The following is a 24,896-nucleotide window of genomic DNA, read 5'->3' on the forward strand; positions in this document are numbered from 1 at the left end:
GAGTGAGACAAGCATGCTGAGTTATGGAAAGCCGTTCAACTTCCAGCGTTGGATCGACGAACACGCGCATTTATTGAAGCCGCCGGTCGGCAACCAGCAGATATGGCAGGACAGCGATTTCATCGTCACGGTGGTGGGTGGGCCGAATCATCGGACCGATTATCACGACGATCCGCTCGAGGAGTTTTTCTATCAACTGCGCGGCAACGCATATCTGAATCTGTGGATCGACGGCAAGCGCGAGCGCGTTGAACTGAACGAAGGCGACGTGTTTTTGTTGCCCCCGCATGTCCGTCACTCGCCGCAGCGGCCGGAGTCGGGCAGCGCGTGCCTCGTGATAGAGCGTCAACGTCCGGAAGGCGTCGTGGACGGATTCGAGTGGTATTGCGATGCATGCGGCGAGCGCGTTTACCGTGTCGAACTGCAGCTCAAGAGCATCGTCCGCGATCTGCCACCGCTCTTCGATGCGTTTTACGCATCGGAGGAGCAGCGCCGCTGTCCGCGCTGCGGCGTCGTCCATCCGGGCAAGCCAGGCCGAACCGATTAACCGAACCCGTCCAGGGCAAACCAACATGACAGTGCGAATCGACATGCATGCCCACTTTTTTCCGCGTATTTCGCGGGAAGAAGCACGGGCGCTCGATCCCGAGCATGCGCCGTGGCTCCGGGTCGATCCGGACGGCGACACCGGGACGATCATGACCGGAGAGCGCGATTTCCGGCCCGTCTATCGGGCCTTATGGGATCCCGCGACGCGGATCGCCGAAATGGACCGATGCGGCGTGGACATCCAGTTGATGTGCGCGACGCCCGTGATGTTCGGCTACCGGTACGACGCGGTAGCGGCGCATGAATGGGCCGCGCGAATGAACGATCGCGCGCTGGAATTCTGTTCGTACGCACCGGCGCGCCTGATGCCGCTGGCTCAAGTGCCGCTGCAGGACGTCGAACTGGCCTGTCGGGAAGCGTCGCGTGCCCGCCGCGCCGGCCATCGTGGCGTGCAGATCGGCAATCACCTCGGCGCGCGCGATCTCGACGACGAACAGCTGGTGACGTTTCTGACGCATTGCGCGCACGACGACATACCGGTGCTCGTCCATCCGTGGGACATGATGACCGACGGCCGCATGAAAAAGTGGATGTTGCCGTGGCTCGTCGCGATGCCGGCCGAAACACAGTTGAGCATCTTGTCGCTGATTCTTTCCGGGGCGTTCGAGCGCATTCCGACGACGCTCAAGCTTTGCTTCGCGCATGGCGGCGGCAGCTTTGCATTCCTGCTGGGGCGCGTGCAGAACGCGTGGGAGCAGCGAGACATCGTCCGCGAGAACTGCCCGAACCCGCCAATTTCGTACGTCGATCGTTTCCATGTCGATAGTGCCGTGTTCAGCGACGGCGCGTTGCGGTTGCTCGTGGAGACGATGGGCGAAGACCGTGTGTTGCTCGGCTCCGACTATCCGTTCCCGCTCGGCGAGCAGGTCGTCGGCGAACTGGTGGCGAACCATCCGCAACTGGGCGAAGCAGCGAAGGAGAAAATCCTCGGCGTCAATGCGCAACGCTTTTTCAATCTGGTGGATGACGCCAGCTCCGGAGATCGTCATGCAAATTGAAGGCTGCGTCGCATGTGTGACGGGCGCCGACCGCGGGCTCGGTGCGGGACTGCTTGAAGCGTTGCTGGCGCGGGGCGCGCGCAAGGTCTATGCGGGCGTCAGGCAAGCCGGCCGGCTTGCCGGCGATGATCCGCGCGTCGTGCCGGTCGAGCTGGACATCACGAACGTCGAGCAGGTGGCGACGGCGGCGGCGAGTGCCACGGACATCACGCTCTTGATCAACAACGCAGGGCTGAACCGGATGCAGCCGGTCCTGGAAGCCCATGACGCCGAAGCGGCGCGTGCCGAAATGGAAGTGAATTACTTCGGGACGTTGAACATGATGCGTGCGTTCTCGCCGGCACTCAAAACGAACGGCGGCGCCATCGTCAACATCCTGTCGATACTCGCGCGCGTCGCGCTGCCGTCCATGGCGTCGCTGAGCGCATCGAAGGCCGCGGCGCTTCGAATGACGGAAGGCGCACGAGCCGAGCTCGCGCCGCATCACGTCCGCGTTATCTCCGTGCTGCCCGGACCGATCGACACGGAAATGAGCCGGGACGTTCCGCCGCCGAAGATCGCGGTACGGGAAGCAGTCGACGCCGTGCTCGCAGCATTGGAAGGCGAAGCGGACGAGGTCTACCTGGGCGCGATGGCGCAAGACATCGCACGTGCGCTCGCGGCGGATCGTCAGGCACTGCACGCGCGCCTTTTGACGCTTTGAGCGACCGCGGAAATCGTAACTACGTTGCATTGAGCAAAGGACGAAACAGATCATGAACGGTGAATACATCGACATCGACGCCGGTAACGGCCAAGCCTTCTCTGCGTACCTCGCGCGGCCCCGTCAAGGGTCCGGGCCGGGTCTGGTCCTGTTGCAGGAGATCTTCGGCATCAACGACTACATGAAGGAAACGGCCGATCGGTTTGCCGAAGAAGGGTATGTCGTGCTGGTGCCCGACCTGTTCTGGCGCATGAAGCGCGGCGTCAACCTCGGCTACACCGGCGAGGACTTCGCGACGGCGCTGCGATATAACGACGAGTTCGATGTCGATCTGGCAATCACCGACATCGCATCGACGATCAAGACGCTCCGCTCGCTCGACCAGCATGCTGGAAAGGTCGGCGCCGTAGGCTATTGCCTGGGCGGCAAGCTCGCGATGCTGGCGGCTGCCCGCACTGATATCGACTGCGCGGTGAGTTACTACGGTGTGGGGCTCGATGCCTATCTGGACGATATTCCCTCGATCCGATGCCCGATGGTGTTTCATTTCGCCGGTAATGACGCGCTGTGCCCCGAGGCAACGCGCGAGACGATCCAGTCAGCGCTTTGCGCGCTGCCTGCGGTCGAGCAATACGTGTATCCCGGGTGCGATCACGCGTTCGCGACGCCGAAGCGCGAGCATTTCGACAAGCCGGCGGCGATGATGGCCTATTCGCGCACCATCGCACTGTTGCGTAAAGTGCTCGGGCCCGTCTATGACCTGAATGCGCTGTGGGAACTGCACTGCTATCACGAATTCGATTCGCGCGATGTCGATTCGATCTTGCCGACCATGGTTTCCGCGCCGTACGTCAATCATGTGCCGACCATGACGGGAGGCGTCGGTCACGACGATCTCAAACGCTTCTACAAGTATCACTTCGTTCACGCGAATCCGAAGGACACGCATTTCATTCCGATCTCGCGCACCATCGGCGCGGACCGCATCGTCGATGAATTCATTTTCTGCGCCACCCACGATCGCGAGATCGACTGGATGCTGCCCGGACTCGCCCCCACCGGCAAGTACATCGAGATTCCGATGCTGGCCGTCATCTGCTTCCGCGGCGACAAGCTGTACAACGAGCATATTTACTGGGACCAGGCTTCGGTTCTGGTGCAGATCGGCGTGCTCGATCCGACGGGACTTCCGGTTGCCGGCATCCGTACGGCGAAGAAGCTGATAGACGAGACGTTGCCGAGCAACGAGTTGATGAGGAACTGGGCGTCGAGCGAAGGCAAGCCGATCTAAGGTTTTTCAGACCGCGGGAGCGTCATCGTCCGCGCGAGCCGGATCCGCCAGCCGGGCTTTGTTCTCAAAAGAAAATCGCGCCGCCGTTGCGGCGCATCAACCATACAGGTTCCATCATGAAGCTAAAGTTAGGGGTGCTGGCGGTCGCGGTGATGGCGTCGACCTCGGCGTTGGCACAAAGCTCGGTGACCCTATACGGGATCATCTCGAACGGGCTCGGCTATGTCAGCAATCAGGGCGGCCACAGCAACTGGACGATGATAAGCGGCTCCAACCAGAACAATCGCCTGGGATTCAAGGTGACGGAAGATCTGGGCGGCGGCCTGTCAGCGGTCGGAATCCTGGAGAACGGCTTCGACAGCAACAGCGGCAAACTCGGGCAAGGCGGGCGGATGTTTGGACGGCAGGTATTTGTCGGCTTGTCGAGCCGGACGTACGGGACAATTACGTTCGGTCGACAGTACGACGTGCTGTGGGACTACCTGGACCGCATCGAACCCCAGGCGATGGGCCCCGGTCTTGGCGTCAGTGTCGGCAGCAACGACAACATCGAAGGCAATTTCCGCTACAGCAACGCCATCAAGTATGCAAGCCCGGTCTGGGGCGGCTTCGGATTCGAATCGCTGTACGCGTTCAGCAACAAGGCCGGCAGCTTCCAGCAAAACCGCGCGTTCAGTGCGGGCGTCAATTTCGACCGGCATACGCAGCGATATGCGCTGGTCTACGTCGAAATCGACCATCCGGGCACGGCCAATCCGAACGGTGCGGTGAGCGACGACTATGCCGGCGCGCCATTCCAGCTATTTCATACCAGCCCGCTCAGTTCGTCGGTGGGCGTACGGAAACAGCGCGTCATCGCGGGAGGCGCCGAGTACGCGTTCGAGAAACTCCGCGTCGGAGGCATCGTTTCCGATGTGCGCTACAACTATCTCGATAGCACGAGCCTGCATCTGGACAACCTTAGCGTTGTCGGTGTGTACCAGTTGACGCCGGCCCTGTTCGTATCGGCTGCGTACTTGTATACGCACGGCAGCTACGGTGGCGTCGTCTCGAACCCGCACTGGAACCAGGGGCAGGTGAGTGTCGACTATTTCCTGTCGAAGCGAACGGACGTCTATGCGTACGCCAACTACATCCGAGCGTCGGGATCCAACGCTCCCGCCGTGTTGTTCCTCTCGTCAAAATCGAGCACGAACGCGCAAACGGCTGTCGTGGTGGGGGTGCGTCACAAATTCTGAGATCGGGATCAGGTCGGTCGAGCGTCGACAAGCCGGGCGGTTGGACGGCCATGTCCGGCACGCAAGCGAGCGAGACCGACGCAGCAATCGATCACCGCGAATAGTACGTTGAGTATCGGGCTCTATCAGGCTGGTCAATAGTTTGGATAACGGAATGAAAACGATTCTCGACCGGATTGTCGAGTGCAAGACTCGTGAAGTGCGGCTGGCAGCCGAGCGTGTGCCACAACCCGTGCTTCGAGAGATCGCAGCGACGGTCGACTCCGGAGATTTTATCGCTGCGCTTCGCGACAAGGCGGGACAGGGCTTACCGGGCGTCATTGCCGAGGTGAAAATGGCGAGCCCGTCCGAAGGGATCTTGCGGCCGGACTTCGACCCGGCGTCGATCGCGGCCTCGTACGAGGAAGCGGGCGCGGCCTGTCTGTCGGTGCTGACCGATCGGACGTTCTTCAACGGAAGCGCGTCGGACCTTCGCGCCGCGCGCGGTGCATCGAGCCTGCCGGTGCTTCGCAAGGACTTCATCGTAGACGCGTACCAGGTGTGGGAGGCACGTGCGATGGGCGCCGACTGCATCCTGCTGATAGCGGCGGTCCTCGATGGCAGCGCGATGCGCGAACTCGAAAGCCTCGCGTTCGAACTGGGCATGGCCGTGATCGTGGAAATCCACAGCGCGGATGAGCTGGACGCGGCACTCACGTTGAATACGCCGCTGATCGGCGTGAACAACCGCGATCTTGCGACGTTCTCCACAAATATTGAAACAACGCTTGCGATGCGCCGCCTGATCCCCGCCGACAGGATGGTCATTTCGGAATCGGGAATTCGGAGTGCGGACGATGTAAGAAGGCTCCGTTCGATAGGCGTCGATCATTTTCTGGTCGGCGAAGCATTGATTCGCGCCGAGCACCCCGGTGTTGCGCTCAAGCAGATGTTCTATTAGGCCGCGCTCCACAGTATCGATCGATATTTTCTCGCACTAACAGCTGAGAGGTCATGAAAGCCATGCGAATTCAAGAGGCGGCTGCCGCGCTGCGTGATGCAGCAAAGACCCGCAAAACCATCCCGCCGTTGCGCGAGACATACGAGCAACTGAGCATCGACGACGCGTATGCGATTCAGCGGATCAATACGGATCGGCATCTGGCCGATGGTCGCCGCCTCGTCGGCTGCAAGATTGGCCTGACGTCGGTCGCGGTACAGAAGCAACTCGGCGTCGATCAGCCTGACTTCGGCATGTTGTTCGATCACATGGGCTATGGCGACAGCGAACCCATTCCCGCTGAAATCCTTACTCAGCCGAAAATCGAAGCCGAAATCGCGTTCGTCATCGGTCGCGATATCACGGTGAAGAATCCCGGTCATCTGGACGTGCTCGGCGCCATCGAGTACGCGCTGCCGGCGCTGGAAATTGTCGGCAGCCGCATCGCAGACTGGAACATTCGCATCGCGGACACGATTGCCGATAACGCATCGTCGTGCGCGTACGTTCTGGGCACCCGCCCGCGCAAGCTGTCGAGCTTCGACCTGCGTCTGTGCGGGATGGCGATGGAGCGGTGCGGGGAACTCGTCTCGGTGGGGGCCGGCGCCGCGTGCCTCGGCAATCCGCTCAACGCGGTCGTATGGCTTGCGCGAACGATGACGACGCTCGGCACGCCGCTCAAGGCCGGCGACTTGGTGTTGTCGGGAGCGTTGGGGCCGATGGTGGCCGTCCGCCCCGGCGACGTTTTCGACGCACGCATAAACGGGCTTGGCTCCGTCCGTGCAGTTTTTGACCACGATCGAAGCGAGGCACGCCAATGATCACGACGATGGAATACGCGCGGTTGCTCGACGACGCCGCAGTCAATGCGACCGAGGTGGCCCAGTTCGATCCGGAAAGCCGGCTGTCGCTCGATACGGCGTATGCGATTCAGGCCGCGTCGATACAACGGCGTGTCGAACGCGGCCACCGTCGCGTCGGTGTCAAGATGGGCTTTACCAGCCGCGCGAAGATGCTGCAAATGGGCCTGTCGGATGTGATCTGGGGACGCTTGACGGCCGACATGCAGCTCGAGGAAGGCACGGCGATCGATTTTGCGCGATTCGTGCATCCGCGCGTCGAGCCCGAAATTGCCTTCGTTCTGAAGCGATCGCTCGACGGCGACGTGACGGCGCCACAGGCGTTGGCCGCTGTCGAGGCCGTCGCGCCTGCGCTCGAAATCATCGACTCGCGCTACAAGGACTTCAAGTTCACGTTGCCGGAAGTGATAGCGGACAACGCGTCGTCGAGCGGCTTTGTCATCGGTCCGTGGTGCGATCCTCATGTCGACCTGTCGAATCTTGGCCTCACGCTGAATTTGGATGGACGCGTCGTGCAGGTGGGATCGACCGCGGCATTGCTCGGCCATCCGTTGCGTTCGCTGGTTGCCGCTGCCCGGCTTTCAGCGCGAGCGGGCGAACCGCTGCAAGCCGGATGGGTCGTGATGGCCGGCGGCGCGACGCCGGCCGAATGGATCAAGCCGGGACAGCATGTGTCGGTCGATATCGAACGACTCGGCAGTGCGTGCTTCGACGTCAGGAACTGACGCGGCGCAGGCGTTCTCGCGCACGCTTGCGGATAGTCGAATTGAGCATCCGGTGCGGCTGGCGTGTCGCCGCCCGCACTACCTGCGGACAGCGCCGTTCGGTTGGCCGTGCAGTCACATTGGGGAGTCGCAGATGAATGACAGGGTGAAGGTCGCGATCATCGGTCCCGGCAATATCGGCACCGATCTGATGATCAAGATAATGCGAAACAGCAGGCATCTGAAAATGGGCGCCATGGTCGGCGTCGATCCGAATTCGGAAGGGTTGGCGCGGGCGGCGCGCATGGACGTGGCGACGACGGCGGATGGCATCGACGGCTTGCTGCGGCTGGATGTATTCAAGGAAATCGATATCGTTTTCGATGCGACGTCGGCGGGCGCGCACGGACGTCACAATGAACTGCTGCAGGCGCACGGGGTTCAGGTGATCGACCTGACGCCTGCCGCGATCGGCCCGTATGTGATCCCGTCGATCAATCTGGAAGCAGAAAACGCGACAAACATGAACATGGTCACCTGCGGCGGGCAGGCCACGATTCCGATCGTCGCCGCTGTTTCGCGCGTGGCCAAGGTGCACTACGCGGAGATCGTCGCGTCGATCTCCAGCCGGTCCGCCGGCCCGGGAACGCGCGCGAATATCGACGAATTCACCGAAACGACGCGGGCCGCGATCGAAAAGCTCGGCGGCGCCGAGCGCGGTAAGGCGATTATCGTTCTCAATCCGGCGGAGCCGCCGTTGATCATGCGCGACACCGTGTTCGTGCTGTCGGACAACGCGGAGCCGGCGGCTGTCGAGGCCAGTATCGCCGAGATGGTCGGACGCGTGCAGGAATACGTCCCGGGTTATCGCCTGAAGCAGTCGGTGCAATTCGACGTGGTGCCGCCGGACAGGCCGCTCAACGTGCCGGGCATCGGGCCGCGGCACGGCTTGAAGACATCGGTGTTTCTCGAGGTGGAAGGCGCTGCGCACTATTTGCCTTCGTATGCAGGCAACCTCGACATCATGACGTCGGCGGCACTCGCCTGCGGCGACATGATGGCCCGGCGCCGGATGGCCGCCGGCATCGCTCGCGGCTTCAAGGAGACGACGCAATGACTTCAGCAGAAAAGAAGCTTTACATCTCGGACGTGACGCTGCGCGACGGCAGCCATGCGATCCGTCATCAATACGGCATCGACCATGTCAGGGCGATTGCCGCAGCGCTCGACGATGCCGGCGTCGACAGCATCGAGGTCGCTCACGGCGATGGCCTCCAGGGATCGAGCTTCAACTACGGATTCGGCGCCCATACCGACGTCGAGTGGATTGCAGCCGCTGCGGAAAGCGTCAAGCGGGCGAAGATCGCCACGCTGCTGATTCCCGGCATCGGAACCACCCATGATCTACGGCAGGCGTTCGATGCAGGCGCACGCGTCGTGCGCGTGGCAACGCATTGCACGGAAGCCGATGTATCGCGCCAGCATCTCGACTTTGCGCGCGAACTCGGTATGGACGCGGTGGGTTTTCTGATGATGAGCCACATGACGACCCCGCAGAAGCTCGCTGAGCAGGCGAAAATGATGGAAACGTTCGGCGCCACCTGCGTTTATGTGGTCGATTCCGGTGGTGCGCTCGGCATGAACGAGATCCGCGACAGGTTCCGTGCCCTCAAAGCGGTATTGAAAGCCGACACGCAAACCGGAATGCACGCGCATCACAACCTGAGCCTCGGCGTGGCCAACTCGCTGGTTGCCGTGGAGGAGGGATGCGATCGCATCGATGCGAGCCTGGCCGGCATGGGCGCAGGCGCGGGCAATGCGCCGCTCGAAGTATTCATTGCGGCGGCACAGCGACAGGGCTGGAATCATGGCTGCGATTTGTACCGGCTCATGGACGCGGCCGACGATCTTGTCCGGCCGCTTCAGGATCGGCCGGTACGTGTCGACCGCGAAACGCTTGCGCTCGGTTTCGCCGGCGTTTATTCGAGCTTCCTGCGTCATGCGGAAGTCGCCGCCAGCAAATACGGGCTGAAGACCGTCGACATTCTGGTCGAACTGGGCAGACGCAAGATGGTCGGCGGCCAGGAAGACATGATCGTCGATGTCGCGCTGGATCTGTTAAAGCGGCGACAGCCGGCCACGAGCGATGCGCAGTGAGCCGTCGTGGCGGCGGCGTTGCCTTGTGTTTCTTCCACAGTCGCAGCGAGTGACTGCGACTCGATTCTGGTGAATCACCATGCGAACCCTGTCGGCTTCTCGTCAGCATCAACCGCTGGTCTATCGGTTGAATATCGGTGCAGTCAAAGTGACCGTCATCGCCGAGTCGGTCGCGCCGCTGCTGCGATGGCAAGAACTCTATCCCGACGCGACGGAGCAGTCCGTATCGGCATCCGTCTTTAGCACCGATCGCAAGCTCTACGACGTCGGCAGCGAGCGGCTGGTCATCGCTATCCAGGGCTTTCTGATCGAAAGCGACGGTACCACGCTGATGGTCGACACTTGCGTCGGGGACTGCAAGGCCAGGGCGCGAGTCGAATTCAATGAAGCCCGTTTCGGCTGGCTGAGCCGGCTGCAGGCGGCCGGCATCCGCGTCGAGGACGTCGACAGGGTGCTTTCCACACATCTGCACGTCGATCATGTCGGCTGCAACACCTACTACGCTGACGGCAGGTGGCGCCCCACGTTTCCCAACGCGCGCTACCTGTTCGTCAACGAGGAATTCGAGTTTTGGTCGAGCGAGCTGGCGAGATCGCCGCTGGAGAGAACCGGCGACTACATCGGCGACAGCGTATTGCCGCTTTTCGACGCCGGACTCGCCGATATGGTCGATTCGCGACATGTCATCGATTCGTCCATTCGCTTGATTCCTCTGCCCGGACATACGCCCGGTCATGTCGGCGTCTGCATCGAAAGCAATCGCGAGCGAGCGATTATTTCCGGCGACCTGTTTCATACGGCGCTGCAATTCGAAAATCCGGACTGGAGCACGAGGTTTTGTGTCGATCCCGAACAATCGCGTCGATCCAGGCGAGCGTTCTTCGAAGCCCATGCCGACACCGATACGCTGATTTTGCCGGCGCACTTTCCCTATCCGTGTGCGGGGTTCATTTGCCGCGAGGGGCGTGGCTACGCATTTCGATTTATCGGTTCAGAGAAGATATCGACAGTACTCTAGCCCGGCGCGGTGTTGTTCGATGAACTGGACGCGGAGCGGCGGTGTCGATGCGCAACGGCCGACATGGCCGACCGGCTCCGTCGATCGACACGCACGCATCATGCGCGGGCCGATACAGGACGTCGATGGCGCCGCCGCTGCGTGGCCGCCACCATCGACCTGTATTGCCGGCGAGCAGCCGGCGGATGCCGAGGACGTAGCTCCGCGTCGGCTGGCTATCTGCCCCGCCCCAGAGACAGCTTTTCCAGCAGCACCTTCACGTCCACCGGCTTCGGCAAATGATCGTCGAAGCCGGCGGCAATTGCGGCGTCCCGATCGTGTATCGACGCGAGGCCCGTCAGGGCCAGCGCGTAGATGCGCCGTCGGCCGCCTTCGCGACTGCGCACGTCGCGCAGCAGTGCATGGCCGTCGGCGCCGGGCATGGCGAGATCGCTGACGAGAATATCGAAAGAGCCGGCAGCGAGACAAGCGAGCGCTTCTTTCGCACCGGAAGCGATCTGCACTTGCGCGCCGAGCCCGCGCAGCAAGTGCGCCAACGGCTCCTGGGCCGGCACGTCGTCGTCGACGAGCAGCACCGACAGGCCGTCGAGCCGTGCCGATTCCGCGGGTGCAGCAGCGACGGTTCCCTCTTCGGTCGCGGCGGTCTGCAGCAACGGTATGCGAACCGTCAGCCTGGTACCGCGACCTTCGCCCTCGCTGCTGGCGGTCACCGTGCCCCCGTGCGCCGTCACCAGATGCTTGACGATCGAGAGGCCCAGGCCAAGGCCGCCATACTGGCGCGTGCGACTGGTGTCGGACTGCATGAAACGGTCGAACAGACGCGGCAGCAATTCCGGTTTGACGCCGATGCCGTTGTCGGCGACCGAGAGCTCGATGAGTGCACCGAGACGCGTCAGCGCGACCTCCACGCGGCCGCCTTGCGGCGTGAACTTCAGCGCATTGCCGATCAGGTTGGAGGCGACCTGCTGCAGACGACGCGCGTCGCCGCTGACGACCGCCTGGCTTTGCAATCCCGACGTCGCGAGCATGATGTCCTTTTTGGCCGCCACCGGGCGATGGCTTTCCACCACGGTGCGTACGGCCGCTGCAAAGTCGACCGGCTTCGAATCGAGCGAGAACCGTCCCGACGAGATGCGCGAGACGTCCAGCAAATCGTCGATCAGTTCGGCCTGCAGCTGACAATGCCGCAGAATGGTCGTGACCGCGCGCTGACTCATTTGCTCGTCGGTCGGCATGCCGCGCTCGCTTGCCGTCATGAGCACGGCCGCCCAGCTGGAGATCACGTTCAGCGGCGCGCGCAGCTCGTGCGATACGAGGGCGAGAAAGTTGTCCTTCGCGGTATTGGCCCGTTCCGCATCGAGTTGCGCGGACTGCGCGGTGCCGAGCGCGCTTTTGAGCTGATGGATGTCCTGGAAGGCGAGTACGGCGCCGTCGATGCGATCGTCGGCCGTGCGATAGGCACGCACGTTGACGAGCCACCATCGGCCTTCGCTGTCCTGATACTCGTGCTCTACATCCGCCAATCCCTGCACGGCCGACTGCACGACGCGTTCGAGGTCGACCGCCGAGAACAGGCTGTTCAACTGCGCCAGCGGTTGTCCTACGCTGTCGTCCGGCAATCCGAACAGCGCTTGCGCCTGCGGCGAAAAATGCCGAAGGCGCAACTGCCGATCCAGCACGACGACCGGTAGCGGGATGCCTTCGACCAGGTTGCTCAGATCGTCGTTGACGCGGTCGAGTTGCTCGTTGCGCGATTTCAGCTCGTCGTTCAGCGACGCAAGCTCCTGATTGGCCGACTCGAGTTCCTGCTTGGCCAGCAGCAGTTCCTCGTTCGCGCTTTGCAGCTCTTCGTTGGTGCTGAGCATTTCCTCGTTGGCCGTACGCAGTTCCTCATTGGCCGATTCGAATTCGGCGACGACCGTCTTGAGCTGCGCTTGCGTGGCCTCGAGTTCGTCGGACAGTCGCGCGATTCGATATCGAAGAAATGTTTCCGATGTCGCGCGATAACGTCATCTTTTGATAGATTTTCGCGAGCCCGATTATGACCCGAAGTATCGGCGCGATCTGGCGTTTCCCGCGCGTCACGGGAACGCGTCGGGCCGCGACAACGCGCCGGGCACGGGGGCGTTACGGTTTTCCGGGTCGGCTTCGAATCGTTTGGCGCGGCGACGAAAACGGCGCCGACGAGGGCGCGTTCAGGAGGACGAGGCGGAGCCGAGCGACGCCTGAAGGCGTTGTGCGTCGGTCGCGTAACTTTGTTCGAACCCTTCGGCACCGAGCTCGGTCATGAGGCAGCGCCACAGGTCGAATGCGCCGATGGCCGCGCCGAGATGCAGATCGGCCGCGTGACTGCCGCGCGGACGCGTGGCCGCCGCCATCAGATGATGCTGTATCTCCCGTTCGGCGCAGGCGGTGACCTGAACATAGCTCAGACGATTTTCCATGATGACCAAGTCGGATAATGACCGGACGAGACTTCAGCAACTCGATGACTGACGCCGATATTATCCGCCGGTGATCGTATCGCGATGTTAAAAGTCGTGACGCACGGCGAGCGCAAGCCGAAGAAACGGCGAGCCCGGCCGGGGCTGCCAAAGTCTACCAGCGGCCGCGCGGGCCGGCGGCGATTTTCGCGATCGGGGTTTGCCCGCGCAGTGCCCGCGCGACGGCCACAACGACGGCGTCACGCGCCGCCGCGTGGCCTTGAAAGCCGCGCATACGCCGCCAGCGCGGCTTGTCGCGAAGCGGCAAGGTCGACCATGGACGCGGGATAGCCGCAGGCTGACAGCGCGGCCGGATGCTTCCACGGCTGATGCAGCACGTTGGCCGGCAGCGCCGACAACTCCGGGAGCCAGCGCTTGAGATACGCGGCGTCGGGGTCGAACTTGGCGGCTTGCAGATACGGATTGAATACGCGGAAGTACGGTGCGGCATCGGCCCCGCAGCCGGCCACCCATTGCCAGCCCAGCGTGTTGTTCGCCAGGTCTGCATCGACGAGCGTGTCCCAGAACCATCGCGCGCCGTGCCGCCAGTGCCGGCGGAGGTTCTTGGTCAGAAAGCTCGCGACCACCATTCTCACGCGATTGTGCATCCAGCCGGTCTGCCAAAGCTGCCGCATGCCGGCATCGACGAGCGGAATGCCGGTACGCCCCTGCTGCCAACGCGCCAAGTCATCATTGTCGTCGGGCGCCCACGCAAAGGTGTCGAACCGTGCATCGAAGTTGGCGTCGGTCGTGTGCGGGAAATGGTAGAGCAGATGATGCGCAAACTCGCGCCAGCCGAGCTCCCGCAGAAACGGCTCCAGGTCGGGCCGATCGCGGTCGGTCGTCCGCGACGCGCGTTCTTGCAGCGTTCGTAGAATCTGCGTCGGCGTGATCTCGCCGTAATGCAGGTGTGCAGAAAGCCGCGAGGTACCCATGCGGGCCGGCGCGTCGCGCGCGTCGCCGTATTCGGCCAGCGCTTCGTCGACGAACTCCGCCAGACGTTCCCACGCGCCCGCTTCGCCGGGGCGCCACGCCTCGGCCAGTCCCGCGTCCCATCGGACGCGCGGCAGCAGGCCGATCGCCTCGACGGCAGTCGAATCGTCCGTCGTCATCCATCGGCGAGGCCGTGCTGCCGGTAGCGGATGGCAGTCGGACAAGCTCGTGCGCAGCTTGCGCCAGAAAGGTGTGAAGACGCGATAGGGCTGCCCGGAGTCGGTCGCGACTTTCCAGGGTTCCTGCCAGAGCGTGCCGGGGTAGCTCTGCGCGGCGACGCCTTGCGCGCGCAACGCGCTTTTCAGCGCCGCATCGCACGCGATGGCAGCCGGCTCGTAGCGGCGCGTCCAGTACACGCACTGTGCGCCGACCGCGCGTGCGAGCGCCGGCACGGCGATCGTCGGATCGTTCTGCATCACGAGCAATCGCCCGCCTTGCTGCCGAAGTGCTCGATCGAGCGACGTCAGGCTGTGGTGCAGCCACCAGCGGCTCGCCGCACCCGGCGACCAGATCGCGTCCTCATCCGGCGTGTGTACGTAGACGGGCAGCACGGCATCGTGCCGCGCGCATGCCGCCGACAACGCGGGATGATCGGAAAGCCGCAGGTCGCGGCGAAACAGTACGATTGCGACAGACATTCGGATCAGCCGCGCATCATGCCTGCCGTCGAGGCGTTGTCGCCCGGCGGCTGTTCGCTAACGATGCCGTTTTTCCCTTTCGGAGCAGGTTCTGATCGGACCATGATCGAGACATTGTCGTATCGGTTGAGCGCGCAGTTTACCGGGCGTCGCGCGACACGGCGCAGGCATGCGTTCGCGCCGGTCTGCCGCTCGATACGATCGAAGCGGCCGCACGGTGTCGGTGTCGAGCGCGCGGCCAACGCCGTTCACTGCACCTACGGCTTCATGACCACCTTGATGCAGCCGTCTAGCTTGTCGCGAAACACCTTGTACATGTCCGGCCCTTTCTCGAGCGGGACGGTATGCGTGATGACGAACGACGGATCGAACTGACCGGACCGTATGCGCTCGAGCAGATCGTCGGTCCAGCGGTTGACGTGCGTCTGTCCCATGCGGAATGTCAGTCCCTTGTTCATCGCGGCGCCGAACGGGATCTTGTCGAGCACGCCCGCATACACGCCCGGTATCGAGAGAATGCCCGCCGGGCGGCACACGTAGATCATCTCGCGCAGCACGTGCGGCCGGTCCGTTTCGAGCATCATCGCCTGCTTGACGCGGTCGTAGATCGCGTCCGCGGACCGCGTCGCATGCGACTCCATCCCGACCGCATCGATGCATTTTTCGGGGCCCTTGCCGTGCGTGAGCTCGCCGAGCCGGTCGAGCACGCTTTCCTGCTCGAAATGAATCGGAATCGCGCCGCTTCGCTTTGCCATCTCGAGCCGTTCGGCAACGCGATCGATTACCACCACTTGCCTGGCGCCCAGCAGCAGCGCGCTGCGGATCGCCATCTGGCCGACCGGACCGGCGCCCCACACGGCGACCGTGTCGGTCGGCTCGATCTCGCAATTCACCGCCGCCTGCCAGCCGGTCGGCAGAATATCGCCGAGGAACAGGACTTGTTCGTCGGTCAGGCCGTCCGGTATCCGGATGTGTGTGCGATCCGCAAACGGCACGCGCACGTATTCGGCCTGGCCGCCGGGATAGCCGCCGGTCAGGTGCGAATACCCGAACAGCCCGGCCGTCGTGTGGCCGAACACGCGATCGGCATCGCTTCGGTTGCGATTCGTGCGTTCGCAAACCGAGAAATTGCCGCGGCGACACTGATCGCATTCGCCGCAGAAAATCGTAAACGGCACGACCACGCGATCGCCGATCTTCAGCGATGCGTTGTCCTTGCCGACCTCGACGACTTCGCCCATGAACTCGTGGCCGAGAATGTCGCCGTGCTTCATTGACGGCATCAGGCCATCGAACAGGTGAAGGTCGGATCCGCAGATCGCGCATGCGGACACCTTGACGATCGCATCGCGGCCGCTTTCGATGATCGGGTCGGGAACGGTATCGCAGCGCACGTCGTGCTTGCCATGCCAGCGCAGTGCTCTCATGTTTTCTCCAATGACGGCGGAGCGGAAGCGCCGCCTCGGATGCGCACTCAGCAACGATCGTTCCCTGGGCGATGCCCGACGGATTTCACACCGACCGCATCGACAGTTCGACGTCCGCACCGAACGGCACGGACAGATAGCCGTTGTGCGGATCGCGTACGCGCGCCAGATAGTCCGGGCAGTAGTCGGCGTTGTCCGCGACGATCAGCGCACCGGCGCGCAATCGACTTTCGACGAGATCCAGCACGTCGTTGTAGAGCGCCTTCGCGCCGTCGAGCAGCAGCAGGTCGATCGATTCCGGCAGGTCGCCGGCCAACGTCTGCAGCGCGTCGCCTTCGCGGATTTCGACCAGATCGGCGACACCGCCCGCCGCCAGATGCGCGCGCGCCTTCGCGACCTTCGACGGTTCGAACTCGCTGCCGATCAGCCTGCCGCCGCCGTTGTCGCGCAGCGCCGCGGCCAGGTACAGGGTCGAGAGTCCGAACGACGTGCCGAATTCGACGATATGGCGCGCGTTCGTGCTGCGTGCAAGCTGATACAGCAGCACGCCGGTCTCGCGCGAGACCGGCAGCCACAAATCCTTGAGCTGGCCATAGAGGCTGCGATACTCGGTCTTGCTGCGCATCAGGCGTTCGCGTTCGTCCCGCGAAATGTTCAGTACGGCATGGCTGCCGTCGGCTTGGGCCTGCGCGAACAGGCTGTCGAGCAGCGGAGCGAGCGGTGCGGTGGTGAGAGTCGTCGTCATGAATGTCCTGCGTGAAAGGTTGGGGTTGGCTCGGGGCAGAAAAACGCGAAGGATCATTCGCGTTGAGCAAAGAATATGACGAACCATTCGCATTGGAAATTCGCATTGGGATTCGCATTTGCGGCGTGACGGGTCACGCGTTGAGATCGCGAAAAATCCGCGCAATACGCCGTTTCAGCGTAGTTCGCGTGCAGCGCGCGACGTGAAGCAGAGGCGAAGGCTCAGGTTTTTGGTCAGGAAATCCGGGGCGGTGTTGCCGGCAAAGCGCGATGAGGCAACGCCGAGGCGTCTGCTTGACGGACGATTGAGCAGGAAACCGATACCGCGCTAGTATGCGAACAATCATTCGCATTCGCGGACGCGCCACACCGTCCGATATCGACGCCCCGCGCGATGCACTCACGCACACGACGATCATGACCACACGCCGACGCACGCAAATCGCCTTTCGCAAGCAGCCGCAGCAAGCGCGTTCGACGGAACTCGTCGGCGCGATCCTGCAAGCGGCGACACAGGTTCTCGCGAAGGAGGGCGCCGCACGTTTCACCACCGCGCGTGTGGCGGAGAAGGCGGGCGTCAGCGTCGGCTCTGTCTATCAGTACTTTCCGAACAAGGCGTCGATCCTGTTTCGCCTGCAGGCCGACGAATGGATGCAGACGACGCGGATGCTCGGCGACATTCTGCAGGACACGCGTACGCCGCCGTTCGATCGGCTGCGCACGCTCGTGCATGCGTTCCTGCGCTCGGAGTGCGACGAGGCGGAGGTTCGCAGCGCGCTCAACGACGCGGCGCCGCTCTATCGGGACAGTCCCGAGGCGCGCAGCGCGCGGGCCGAAGGCAACCGGATGATCGATGCGTTCATGGCCGAAGTGCTGCCGGCCGTGCCGGATGCGACGCGCACGCTGGCGACGGACCTGATTTCGACGACGCTCGGTTCGGTCGGCAGCAATTTTTCGCGCGTGCGCCGCACGCGTGCGGAGATCCATGCCTATGCGGACGAACTCGCCGACATGCTGTGCGCCTACCTTCGCGCGCTTCGGCGCACGCACAAGCCGCGGGCTTGAGCGTCGCATGCGTCGAGCGTTCGGCCGCAGGCACGCCCCGTAGAAAGCCCCTATTGCGATCTATTGTTTCCAATTAATAATGAATGGCCGGGAAGGTTGTCAAACTGCTTCCCGAAACTATCATTGTCATTCGAGAACGCGGCAACGGAAACGGAGATCCGATATGTCCACCCTGTGCATGCAGGCGCTCGTCCGCGGTAAAACTGTCCAGGTCGTCGTACTGCCCGACGAATCGACGGCAAAGATTTACATCGTCGACGAAGATCATCGTTCGCACCGTCCGAGAACGATGAGTATTCGGCAGTACGTGGAATCGGGAATGTCCGACGAGGACATCGCCCAGCACGTCGTCGACGTCGTGTCGACGTCGATCGAGCAGCTCGAGCGGCTGCGATCTCGCTGATCGACCGAACGCAAACGGCATTGCGCCGCAAATCGGGACATCCCCCGAGCTTTCTTGTAGAACGCCCGTGCTACGCTCCGATGGAGGAGGGCCGGGGATGCCACGTATTCTTGCAATCGGGATATACAGAGTCTTCATTACCGCGATCGCGGTTCGACACGAAACCGGAGAAGTCGCGGGCTATGTCGGACGCATGCGCGTGACGACGCGTTCGGGTGTCGGCAGTGCGGTCGACGTCGCGTATCTGGATTCGATCCGGCATGCGAACGGGCAGTCGTTCGATTCGGAACTGTCCGCGTGCGACTACGTCGAGGAGCTGGCCGTCGCGCGCTACGGCGCGTGCAGTCCGGCGCCGTCGGCAAGCGTTCGGCAACCCGAAGTCTGACGGACCGCGCGACGCGATCCATACCTGCGTCGTCGCGCGGCGCCGGTGCATGACGACCGCAACCATTCGCAATCCGTTATTGGGAAAAGCACTTAACCGCGGCCGATTGGTTAGCGGATATAGTGGATCCGATCACGGCGGTGCGCCGCTCACGAGCGCGCTGCCGCTAACGTTTGCCGATGGATGTCGTATGAAAAATATAAACGAGAAAGCTACGGGTGCCGCGTGGGGTGTGGCCGCAGGATTGCTGCTCGCAGGTGTCGGATTGAGTCTCGACCTGTTCCAGCGCGCGCTGCACGGCGCGGCCGCCGGCAACGACTTCGTCGCGTCCGGTGTCGCGATGCTCGGCATCTTCCTGTCGGTCTATTCCACACACGAATTGCGGCGAAAGCGCCAGCACTGAGCGACGCGGCAGTTCAGCCGCGTGCCGCTCTATCGGCGGCGCACGTGCCGATCAGCAAGTCGTCGACGAGGATCTCGCCCGCGCGGCGGCCCGCGCGGAGCGCCGCGAGGCTGTCCGTGAACAATCGGCCGCCGTCGTCGGCGAGCCGGATCGGCGCCAGCACGCGCGACGGCGTGTCGACGGCGCGTACCTGGACGACCGCGACGAAACCGAATCGCGCGTCGTCCATCGTGTCGGCGTCCGGCGTTTCGTCGAGCCTGAACTCGCAGTCGACATCGATCGTGTAGCCGCGGTACGTGTAGGCACGGGTCATCTGTGCTCCTCGTTCGAGTGGAGGGAGGCGCCGGCGATGCGTACGCGCATCATATCGGTATGTGCCCGGATGCGGATCAGGGAAGCTACCGATGCGCACGCCGCGCCGGCCGGCGCGGCGCAAAAACGTAGCGATCTCTACACGATTGAAGCGGTCGCGACGTGCGACTATGCTGCGGCCATGAACGTTGCCCTCGATTCGTGGCTGCTGCTGATCGTCAGCCTGCCGACCTCCGGTGCGACCGCGCGGATGCGAATCTGGCGCGCGTTGAAGGCCATCGGTTGCGCCGCGCTGCGTGACGGCGCGTACCTGCTGCCGGCGCATGTGGAGCAGGCGTCGCAGCTTCGCGCGCTTGCCGACGATGCGCGCCGCGAAGGCGGACAGTCGTGGCTGCTCGACATCGTCGCCCGCGATGCCGAGCAGAACCGCGCGTTGCGTGCGCTGTTCGATCGCCGCGCGGATTTTGCCGCATGGCGCGCCGAACTCGAGAACGCGCACGACATGCTCGCGAACCTCGGCGCGGACGATCTCGCGCGCCTGAAGCGGCGCCATGCGCGCAGCTATCGCGCGATATGCGAGATCGATTTCTTTCCCGACGACGCGGCCGGCGCCGCCGATGTGCAGTGGCGACACTTTTCCGCCGCGATCGAAACCCGTCTGTCGGCCGGTGAACCGCATCCGGCGGCGGGCGCGATCGCGCGCCGCGACCGTTCGCGCCATCAGGGGCAGCGTTGGGCGACGCGCCGGCGTCTGTGGGCCGACCGCGTCGCATGCGCATGGCTGATTCAGCGATTCATCGATCCGCACGCGCGCTTTCTGTGGCTGGACGATCCGGCCGACTGCCCGGCGGATGCGCTGGGCTTCGACTTCGACGGCGCGACGTTTACGCATGTCGGCGGCCTCGTGTCGTTCGAAGTGCTGCTCGCGAGCTTCGGACTCGACGACGATCGCGCGCTCAACCGCATCGCGGCGCTCGTGCATGCGCTGGACGTCGGCGGGACGACCGCGCCGGAAGCGGGCGGCTTCGAGGCGATTCTCGCCGGCGCGCGCATGCGGCTGCCCGACGACGACGCGCTGCTGCGCGAAATGAGTACGGTGCTCGACTCGCTGTATGCGCACCATGCGCACGGCACGCGCGCTTCATCGACATGACGGGCAGGCTTCCATGAACAGGCTTCCGAAAATCGACGCGTGCGACGCGCCGCCGGCTCCGGCCCCCCATGACCGCCCGGCGTACACGCTGGCGCAGATGATCGGCTATTTCGTGCGGCTCGGCACGTTCGGTTTCGGCGGCCCGGTCGCGCTCGTCGGTTACATGCGGCGCGACCTCGTCGACACGCGGCAATGGCTCGCGGAAGCCGACTACAAGGAAGGGCTGGCGCTTGCGCAACTGGCGCCGGGGCCGCTCGCCGCGCAGCTCGCGATCTACCTCGGCTATGTGCATTACCGCATTCTCGGCGCGACGCTCGTCGGCCTCGCGTTCGTGCTGCCGTCGTTCCTGATGGTCGTCGCGCTCGGCTGGGCGTACGCGACGTTCGGCGGCATTGCGTGGATGCATGCCGTGTTCTACGGCGTCGGCGCGGCTGTCGTCGGGATCATCGCGGTCAGTGCGCGCAAGCTCGCGGCCAAATGCGTCGGCCGCGACGTGCTGCTCTGGGCGATCTATCTGATCACGGCCGCGGTGACGGTCGTGACCGAATCGGAGGCGGCATGGCTGTTCGTCGCGGCGGGCGTCGTCGTGTGGCTGCGGCGCGCGCCGCCGCGGTGGTTGCGCGACCGCTCCGCGGGCATCGTGTCGGCCGCCGTGCTACCGGGCGCCGCCGGCGCGACCGCGATGGTCGGCTGGCCGCTGCTGATGCAGCTGGGCGCGTTCTTCGCGAAAGCAGGGGCGTTCGTGTTCGGTTCCGGGCTCGCGATCGTCCCGTTTCTGTATGGCGGTGTCGTGACCGACCATCACTGGCTCAGCGAGCGGCAATTCGTCGACGCGGTCGCCGTCGCGATGATCACGCCGGGGCCCGTCGTGATCACGGTCGGCTTCATCGGCTATCTCGTCGCGGGACTGCCGGGCGCCTGTGTCGCGGCGGCCGCCACATTCCTGCCGTGCTATCTGTTCACGATCCTGCCCGCGCCTTACTTCAAGAAGTACGGGAAGCTGCCGTCGATCCTCGCGTTCGTCGACGGCGTGACGGCCGCGGCGGTCGGTGCGATTACGGGGGCGGTGATCGTGCTTGCGCGCCGGTCGATCTACGATGTGCCGACCGTACTGCTTGCGCTCGCGACGGTTGCGCTGCTGGTCGGCTTCCGCAAGCTGCCCGAGCCGGCGATCGTTGCGGGCGCAGCGGTCATTGGACTTGTCGTCTATCCGCTGCTTCACCCGTGAAAGCAGAAGGCCCGCGGCATGCGGGCCTTCTAGCGTTCAGCAATTGCCTTTCTTTGCCTGTCCCGGCGGACAGAAACCGTTCCCCGGGCCGCCTTGCGGCGCAACGACAACGGGCGGCCCCGGCACATATGCGACGCAGCCGGCGAGCAGGCCTGCCACGGTCGCTGCGGCAAGCAGCGCGATGATCTGTTTTTTCACTTCGTTCTCCGGTGAAGATCGGAAGGGCCGCGCGGCCCTTCCGACAATGAGGCAGAGTCGTCAGAAAGAAAAGTTGACGTTCGATGGATTCGCCGTCGCATCGACGTTCGCCGACTGCGTCGCGCCGGACTCCGCGTCCGCTTCGATCGTATATCGTGCGGCGGCGGTCGGTGCGGCGGCAAGCGCGACCGGCAGCGAACCCGTGTAGGTGCCGACGACGGGCGCCGCGGTCGGTACCGACAGTGAGTACGCGCCGGTATCCTGGTTTGCGTTGATCGACGTGATTTCGTATGCGTTCGCATCGATCGTCTGGAGCGCGCGCACGAACGCGTTGGCGCTCGGCGTGGCCGTTCCGCTGACGGCGCCCATCGTCGACGCCGGCAGCGCGATCGGCGCGTCCGATGCCGATACGGCCGTGGTCGTCTTCACGACGACCGGCACCGAGCGCACGATGCCCGATGCGAAATTGCTCCGCACGATCACGACGTCGTAGTTGCCCTGAGTCGAACTCTGGATCAGCGGCGACAGCACGAACTTCCCGGAACTGTCGGCAACCGTCCCGCGGACGACCTTGCCGCCCTGTTCGGCGTACACGGTTGCACCGGCTTCGGCCGCCGCGACGTAGCCGGAGATCGCGCCGCTCACGACGGTCGGAATCGCGGTGACGACTGGCTTCAGCGCATACGAACCATTGCCGCGCTGGACGATCGACTTGCACGCGTTGAAGTCGAGCACGAGATCGACGAGCGTGTTGGGCTGCACGGTGAACGGCTGGATGATCTTGTAACCGCTTTGCGTCGCGCTCGGCGTCGCGAGCGCCTGCTCGGTGCCGCCGCTCGGTACGACCGAGTTCGCGAGGCTATTGCCCTGGTTCTGCGCGAGCACGAGACGCACTTGCTGATATTGGCCGGCGGGCAGCGCCGTCTGACCGAGATCGGCGAGGACGCCGTTGGTCAGCGATAGCAGATCGATCTTCTGCGGCGTCGCGAGCGAAATCGTCGACCAGCCTGCATCGTTGTCGTTCGCATTCGGATTCGCGTTGACGCGGACTTGCGAGACGGTCACGTAGACGTGTTCGAACCCGCACGAAGGCGCGTCCGTCATTGCGACATGCAGCGTGCCGGTCTGCGGGCCGTTGTCGTCGCCGCCGCACCCGGCCAGTGCGACGGGGATCAGTGCTGCGCACAGCGTGGCTTTCGAGAGGCCGTTCATCGGGTTGTTCCCCCGTTCGACGTTATTGTGGGTGGATCGAAGCATAGCGCCGTCGCTCGGGTCGAGGTGGTCAGGTTTGCAACCGGGCGTAACTTTTGCATCGAACGGTAAGCGCACGCCACTGCACGCGCGTGGCTGCGACGTATGCGCCGCGCGCACGACGCGCACTGCGCCGTCAAACCATGTCGACAGGCGCGATGTTCGCGGGGGCGTCGTTATCGTCGCGGCGGCCCCACGGCGGATCGAGCAACGCGATGCGTGCGTGCTCGATGAACTGCTTCAGCTTGTTGCTCGTGAACGGGCTGCGCGGATAGACCGCATAAACGACCTCGTCCTGCGGCGCCTCGTGCGCAAGCACGCGCACGAGGCGCCCGTCGCGCAGCGCTTCGTCCGCGATGTATATCGGCAGCATCGCGATGCCGATTCCCTCAACTGCTGCGTCGCGCAGCGTTTCGCCGTTGTTCGACAGGAACACGCTGCGCGGGCTGACCACGCGCGGTTTTCCCGTGGCGCCGCTCGCCCTGAACGACCACGTGACGGATGGCGCCGCTGTGCTGTAGTTCAGGCACCTGTGCCCGACCAGCTGCTCGATCGAATGCGGTTCGCCGTACTGTGCGCGGTAATCCGGACTGCATACGACGACGCGCGCACACGACCCGATCCGCCGTGCGATCAGCGTGCTGTCCGGCAGGCGCGCCGCGCGGATCGCGACGTCGAAGCGCTCGGTCTCGATGTTGACCACGCGATCGTCGGTTTCGACCGTCACACGCAGGTGCGGATGCGCTGCCGCGAATTTGGCAATCGCTGGGCCGAGCCAGAGCCGCGTGAGGCTCACGGGAGACGTGATGCGCAGTTCGCCGCACAGTCCGTGCGAGCGCTCGGCGACGTCTTCCGCGACTTCGAGCAGGCGGCGCATCGATTCCGACGCAGCTTCGTAGAAGATCTGGCCGGCTTCGGTCGGAACGACGTTGCGGGTCGAGCGCATCAGCAACTGCACGCCGAGCAGGCGTTCGAGATCGCTGATCCGTTTGCTGATCACCGATTTCGACAGGCCGAGCCGGCGGGCGGCCTCTGTGATGCTCTGCTGTTCGACCGCGAGGAGGAACGCGTGGATGTCGTCGTTGTTCAAGGACTTCATGAGTGGCTCTGGCAAGGATGGTTGGGCTGCGCAACGACGCGCGTCGACGATCGAACGTGCCGGATCGCGCAACCCGCGCATGCGGGAGCGGACCATCGCGACATGTCGCAGCGCATCACGTGAAGCGGCGGTACGGCCGAAATCCCACGTCCTCGTGGATTCATCGTAGGTTCTCCGCGCCGCTTGTCCAAGCGCCGTTTCGTGCCGGGCGGGCGGAACGGACACGGAGGAACACCAGCGTCGACGGCGCGAGTGCGTCGATGCTCGCGTCATGGCCCGCACGGGCGAACACGACCAGATGCATCGGATGGACGTCGAGCTCCCCGTTGATACGAACGCGTCCGTCGACGACCGCGATCGCCGCACGATCGCCGGCGTCGGCCGGAAGCGGCATGCTCGCGCGAAGCGGCAGCGCGATGTCCCATATGTCGGCGGCGCCGACGCACGTGACCGGTCCGGTCCGCCCGCGACACGCGCCGGCGATCACGCCGATGCGGCCGCCGCCGGGCAGCGGCACGATCGGCACCGCGGCGCGCTCGATGCGTGCGTCGCGACGA

27 protein-coding genes are annotated in these 24,896 nt (G+C 64.0%); 17 read left to right on the plus strand and 10 right to left on the minus strand.

Going from position 1 to position 24,896, the window contains the following annotated elements:
- The first annotated feature begins 13 nt into the window (after window positions 1–13).
- From NP80_RS05655 to NP80_RS05705, 11 genes are all read left to right on the plus strand, one after another.
- Entirely contained in the window at window positions 14–547 is a 534-nt protein-coding gene (locus NP80_RS05655; protein WP_006409478.1) for a 3-hydroxyanthranilate 3,4-dioxygenase, read from the plus strand.
- A 25-nt stretch (window positions 548–572) separates the two neighbouring features.
- Window positions 573–1,607 carry an amidohydrolase family protein gene (locus NP80_RS05660; RefSeq protein WP_035946250.1) on the plus strand — a complete coding sequence of 345 codons (1,035 nt, stop codon included), beginning with the start codon at window positions 573–575 and terminating at the stop codon, window positions 1,605–1,607.
- Window positions 1,597–2,310 carry an SDR family NAD(P)-dependent oxidoreductase gene (locus NP80_RS05665; RefSeq protein WP_006409489.1) on the plus strand — a complete coding sequence of 238 codons (714 nt, stop codon included), beginning with the start codon at window positions 1,597–1,599 and terminating at the stop codon, window positions 2,308–2,310. Before NP80_RS05660 ends, NP80_RS05665 begins: the two co-directional genes overlap by 11 nt.
- A gap of 52 nt (window positions 2,311–2,362) precedes the next feature.
- Window positions 2,363–3,601: a dienelactone hydrolase family protein gene (locus tag NP80_RS05670; RefSeq protein WP_006409479.1), complete on the plus strand. Its 1,239-nt coding sequence runs from the start codon at window positions 2,363–2,365 to the stop codon at window positions 3,599–3,601.
- A gap of 152 nt (window positions 3,602–3,753) precedes the next feature.
- On the plus strand, window positions 3,754–4,839 hold the full coding sequence (locus tag NP80_RS05675) for a porin (protein WP_035946264.1): 1,086 nt from the start codon (window positions 3,754–3,756) through the stop codon (window positions 4,837–4,839).
- Window positions 4,840–4,993: 154 nt separating this feature from the next.
- Complete coding sequence (gene trpC, locus NP80_RS05680; RefSeq protein WP_035946248.1) at window positions 4,994–5,779, plus strand: indole-3-glycerol phosphate synthase TrpC; 786 nt, start codon at window positions 4,994–4,996, stop codon at window positions 5,777–5,779.
- A 62-nt stretch (window positions 5,780–5,841) separates the two neighbouring features.
- Window positions 5,842–6,639, plus strand: coding sequence for a 2-keto-4-pentenoate hydratase (locus NP80_RS05685; protein WP_006409470.1), 798 nt, complete (start codon window positions 5,842–5,844; stop codon window positions 6,637–6,639).
- On the plus strand, window positions 6,636–7,403 hold the full coding sequence (locus NP80_RS05690; RefSeq protein ID WP_006404104.1) for a 2-keto-4-pentenoate hydratase: 768 nt from the start codon (window positions 6,636–6,638) through the stop codon (window positions 7,401–7,403). Before NP80_RS05685 ends, NP80_RS05690 begins: the two co-directional genes overlap by 4 nt.
- Window positions 7,404–7,536: 133 nt before the next feature.
- Entirely contained in the window at window positions 7,537–8,499 is a 963-nt protein-coding gene (locus NP80_RS05695) for an acetaldehyde dehydrogenase (acetylating) (protein WP_035946244.1), read from the plus strand.
- Window positions 8,496–9,539, plus strand: a complete 1,044-nt coding sequence (gene dmpG / locus NP80_RS05700) for a 4-hydroxy-2-oxovalerate aldolase (protein WP_006409488.1) — start codon at window positions 8,496–8,498, stop codon at window positions 9,537–9,539. Before NP80_RS05695 ends, dmpG begins: the two co-directional genes overlap by 4 nt.
- Before the next feature lie 79 nt (window positions 9,540–9,618).
- A complete protein-coding gene (locus tag NP80_RS05705; RefSeq protein ID WP_006404101.1) occupies window positions 9,619–10,557 on the plus strand; it encodes an MBL fold metallo-hydrolase in 939 nt (312 codons plus the stop codon).
- A gap of 215 nt (window positions 10,558–10,772) precedes the next feature.
- On the opposite strand, the gene NP80_RS05710 is transcribed toward NP80_RS05705, so the two are convergent.
- The 6 genes from NP80_RS05710 to NP80_RS05730 all read right to left on the minus strand — a co-directional run bounded on the left by NP80_RS05710 (window position 10,773) and on the right by NP80_RS05730 (window position 16,843).
- A complete protein-coding gene (locus tag NP80_RS05710; RefSeq protein WP_006404099.1) occupies window positions 10,773–12,422 on the minus strand; it encodes an ATP-binding protein in 1,650 nt (549 codons plus the stop codon).
- Between the two features lie 330 nt (window positions 12,423–12,752).
- Window positions 12,753–13,001 (minus strand): hypothetical protein, encoded by a 249-nt coding sequence (locus NP80_RS05715; protein ID WP_006404097.1) that lies wholly within the window; start codon window positions 12,999–13,001, stop codon window positions 12,753–12,755.
- Between the two features lie 239 nt (window positions 13,002–13,240).
- On the minus strand, window positions 13,241–14,671 hold the full coding sequence (locus tag NP80_RS05720; RefSeq protein ID WP_006404096.1) for a cryptochrome/photolyase family protein: 1,431 nt from the start codon (window positions 14,669–14,671) through the stop codon (window positions 13,241–13,243).
- Window positions 14,672–14,676: 5 nt separating this feature from the next.
- Window positions 14,677–14,913, minus strand: a complete 237-nt coding sequence (locus NP80_RS28890; protein WP_006404095.1) for a hypothetical protein — start codon at window positions 14,911–14,913, stop codon at window positions 14,677–14,679.
- Between the two features lie 15 nt (window positions 14,914–14,928).
- Window positions 14,929–16,098: a zinc-dependent alcohol dehydrogenase gene (locus NP80_RS05725; RefSeq protein WP_006404093.1), complete on the minus strand. Its 1,170-nt coding sequence runs from the start codon at window positions 16,096–16,098 to the stop codon at window positions 14,929–14,931.
- Between the two features lie 85 nt (window positions 16,099–16,183).
- Window positions 16,184–16,843 carry an O-methyltransferase gene (locus NP80_RS05730; protein WP_006409468.1) on the minus strand — a complete coding sequence of 220 codons (660 nt, stop codon included), beginning with the start codon at window positions 16,841–16,843 and terminating at the stop codon, window positions 16,184–16,186.
- Window positions 16,844–17,175: 332 nt separating this feature from the next.
- On the opposite strand from NP80_RS05730, the gene NP80_RS05735 reads away from it, so the two are divergent.
- The 4 genes from NP80_RS05735 to NP80_RS05750 all read left to right on the plus strand — a co-directional run bounded on the left by NP80_RS05735 (window position 17,176) and on the right by NP80_RS05750 (window position 19,098).
- Window positions 17,176–17,907, plus strand: coding sequence for a TetR/AcrR family transcriptional regulator (locus NP80_RS05735; RefSeq protein ID WP_006409486.1), 732 nt, complete (start codon window positions 17,176–17,178; stop codon window positions 17,905–17,907).
- Between the two features lie 163 nt (window positions 17,908–18,070).
- Complete coding sequence (locus NP80_RS05740; RefSeq protein WP_006404087.1) at window positions 18,071–18,310, plus strand: hypothetical protein; 240 nt, start codon at window positions 18,071–18,073, stop codon at window positions 18,308–18,310.
- Between the two features lie 199 nt (window positions 18,311–18,509).
- The gene (locus NP80_RS31670) at window positions 18,510–18,695 is read left to right on the plus strand and encodes a hypothetical protein (RefSeq protein ID WP_223852662.1); all 186 of its coding nucleotides are present in this window, start codon (window positions 18,510–18,512) and stop codon (window positions 18,693–18,695) included.
- A gap of 190 nt (window positions 18,696–18,885) precedes the next feature.
- A complete protein-coding gene (locus NP80_RS05750; RefSeq protein WP_006404084.1) occupies window positions 18,886–19,098 on the plus strand; it encodes a hypothetical protein in 213 nt (70 codons plus the stop codon).
- 13 nt (window positions 19,099–19,111) lie between these two features.
- Here the strand turns inward: NP80_RS05750 and NP80_RS31675 are convergent, their stop codons facing one another.
- Window positions 19,112–19,411 (minus strand): hypothetical protein, encoded by a 300-nt coding sequence (locus tag NP80_RS31675; RefSeq protein ID WP_035946240.1) that lies wholly within the window; start codon window positions 19,409–19,411, stop codon window positions 19,112–19,114.
- A 180-nt stretch (window positions 19,412–19,591) separates the two neighbouring features.
- Between NP80_RS31675 and NP80_RS05760 the strand changes: the two genes are divergently transcribed.
- Complete coding sequence (locus NP80_RS05760) at window positions 19,592–20,563, plus strand: chromate resistance protein ChrB domain-containing protein (protein ID WP_035946262.1); 972 nt, start codon at window positions 19,592–19,594, stop codon at window positions 20,561–20,563.
- A gap of 13 nt (window positions 20,564–20,576) precedes the next feature.
- Window positions 20,577–21,791, plus strand: coding sequence for a chromate transporter (locus tag NP80_RS05765; protein WP_006409471.1), 1,215 nt, complete (start codon window positions 20,577–20,579; stop codon window positions 21,789–21,791).
- Between the two features lie 258 nt (window positions 21,792–22,049).
- Here the strand turns inward: NP80_RS05765 and NP80_RS05770 are convergent, their stop codons facing one another.
- The 3 genes from NP80_RS05770 to NP80_RS31680 all read right to left on the minus strand — a co-directional run bounded on the left by NP80_RS05770 (window position 22,050) and on the right by NP80_RS31680 (window position 24,865).
- Complete coding sequence (locus NP80_RS05770) at window positions 22,050–23,201, minus strand: DUF4382 domain-containing protein (RefSeq protein WP_006409473.1); 1,152 nt, start codon at window positions 23,199–23,201, stop codon at window positions 22,050–22,052.
- 175 nt (window positions 23,202–23,376) lie between these two features.
- Window positions 23,377–24,330 (minus strand): LysR family transcriptional regulator, encoded by a 954-nt coding sequence (locus tag NP80_RS05775; RefSeq protein WP_006404078.1) that lies wholly within the window; start codon window positions 24,328–24,330, stop codon window positions 23,377–23,379.
- A gap of 169 nt (window positions 24,331–24,499) precedes the next feature.
- On the minus strand, window positions 24,500–24,865 hold the full coding sequence (locus NP80_RS31680) for a pirin family protein (RefSeq protein ID WP_226823163.1): 366 nt from the start codon (window positions 24,863–24,865) through the stop codon (window positions 24,500–24,502).
- Window positions 24,866–24,896 lie beyond the last annotated feature (31 nt).

This window comes from Burkholderia multivorans ATCC BAA-247 (genome assembly GCF_000959525.1).
Lineage (GTDB): Bacteria > Pseudomonadota > Gammaproteobacteria > Burkholderiales > Burkholderiaceae > Burkholderia > Burkholderia multivorans.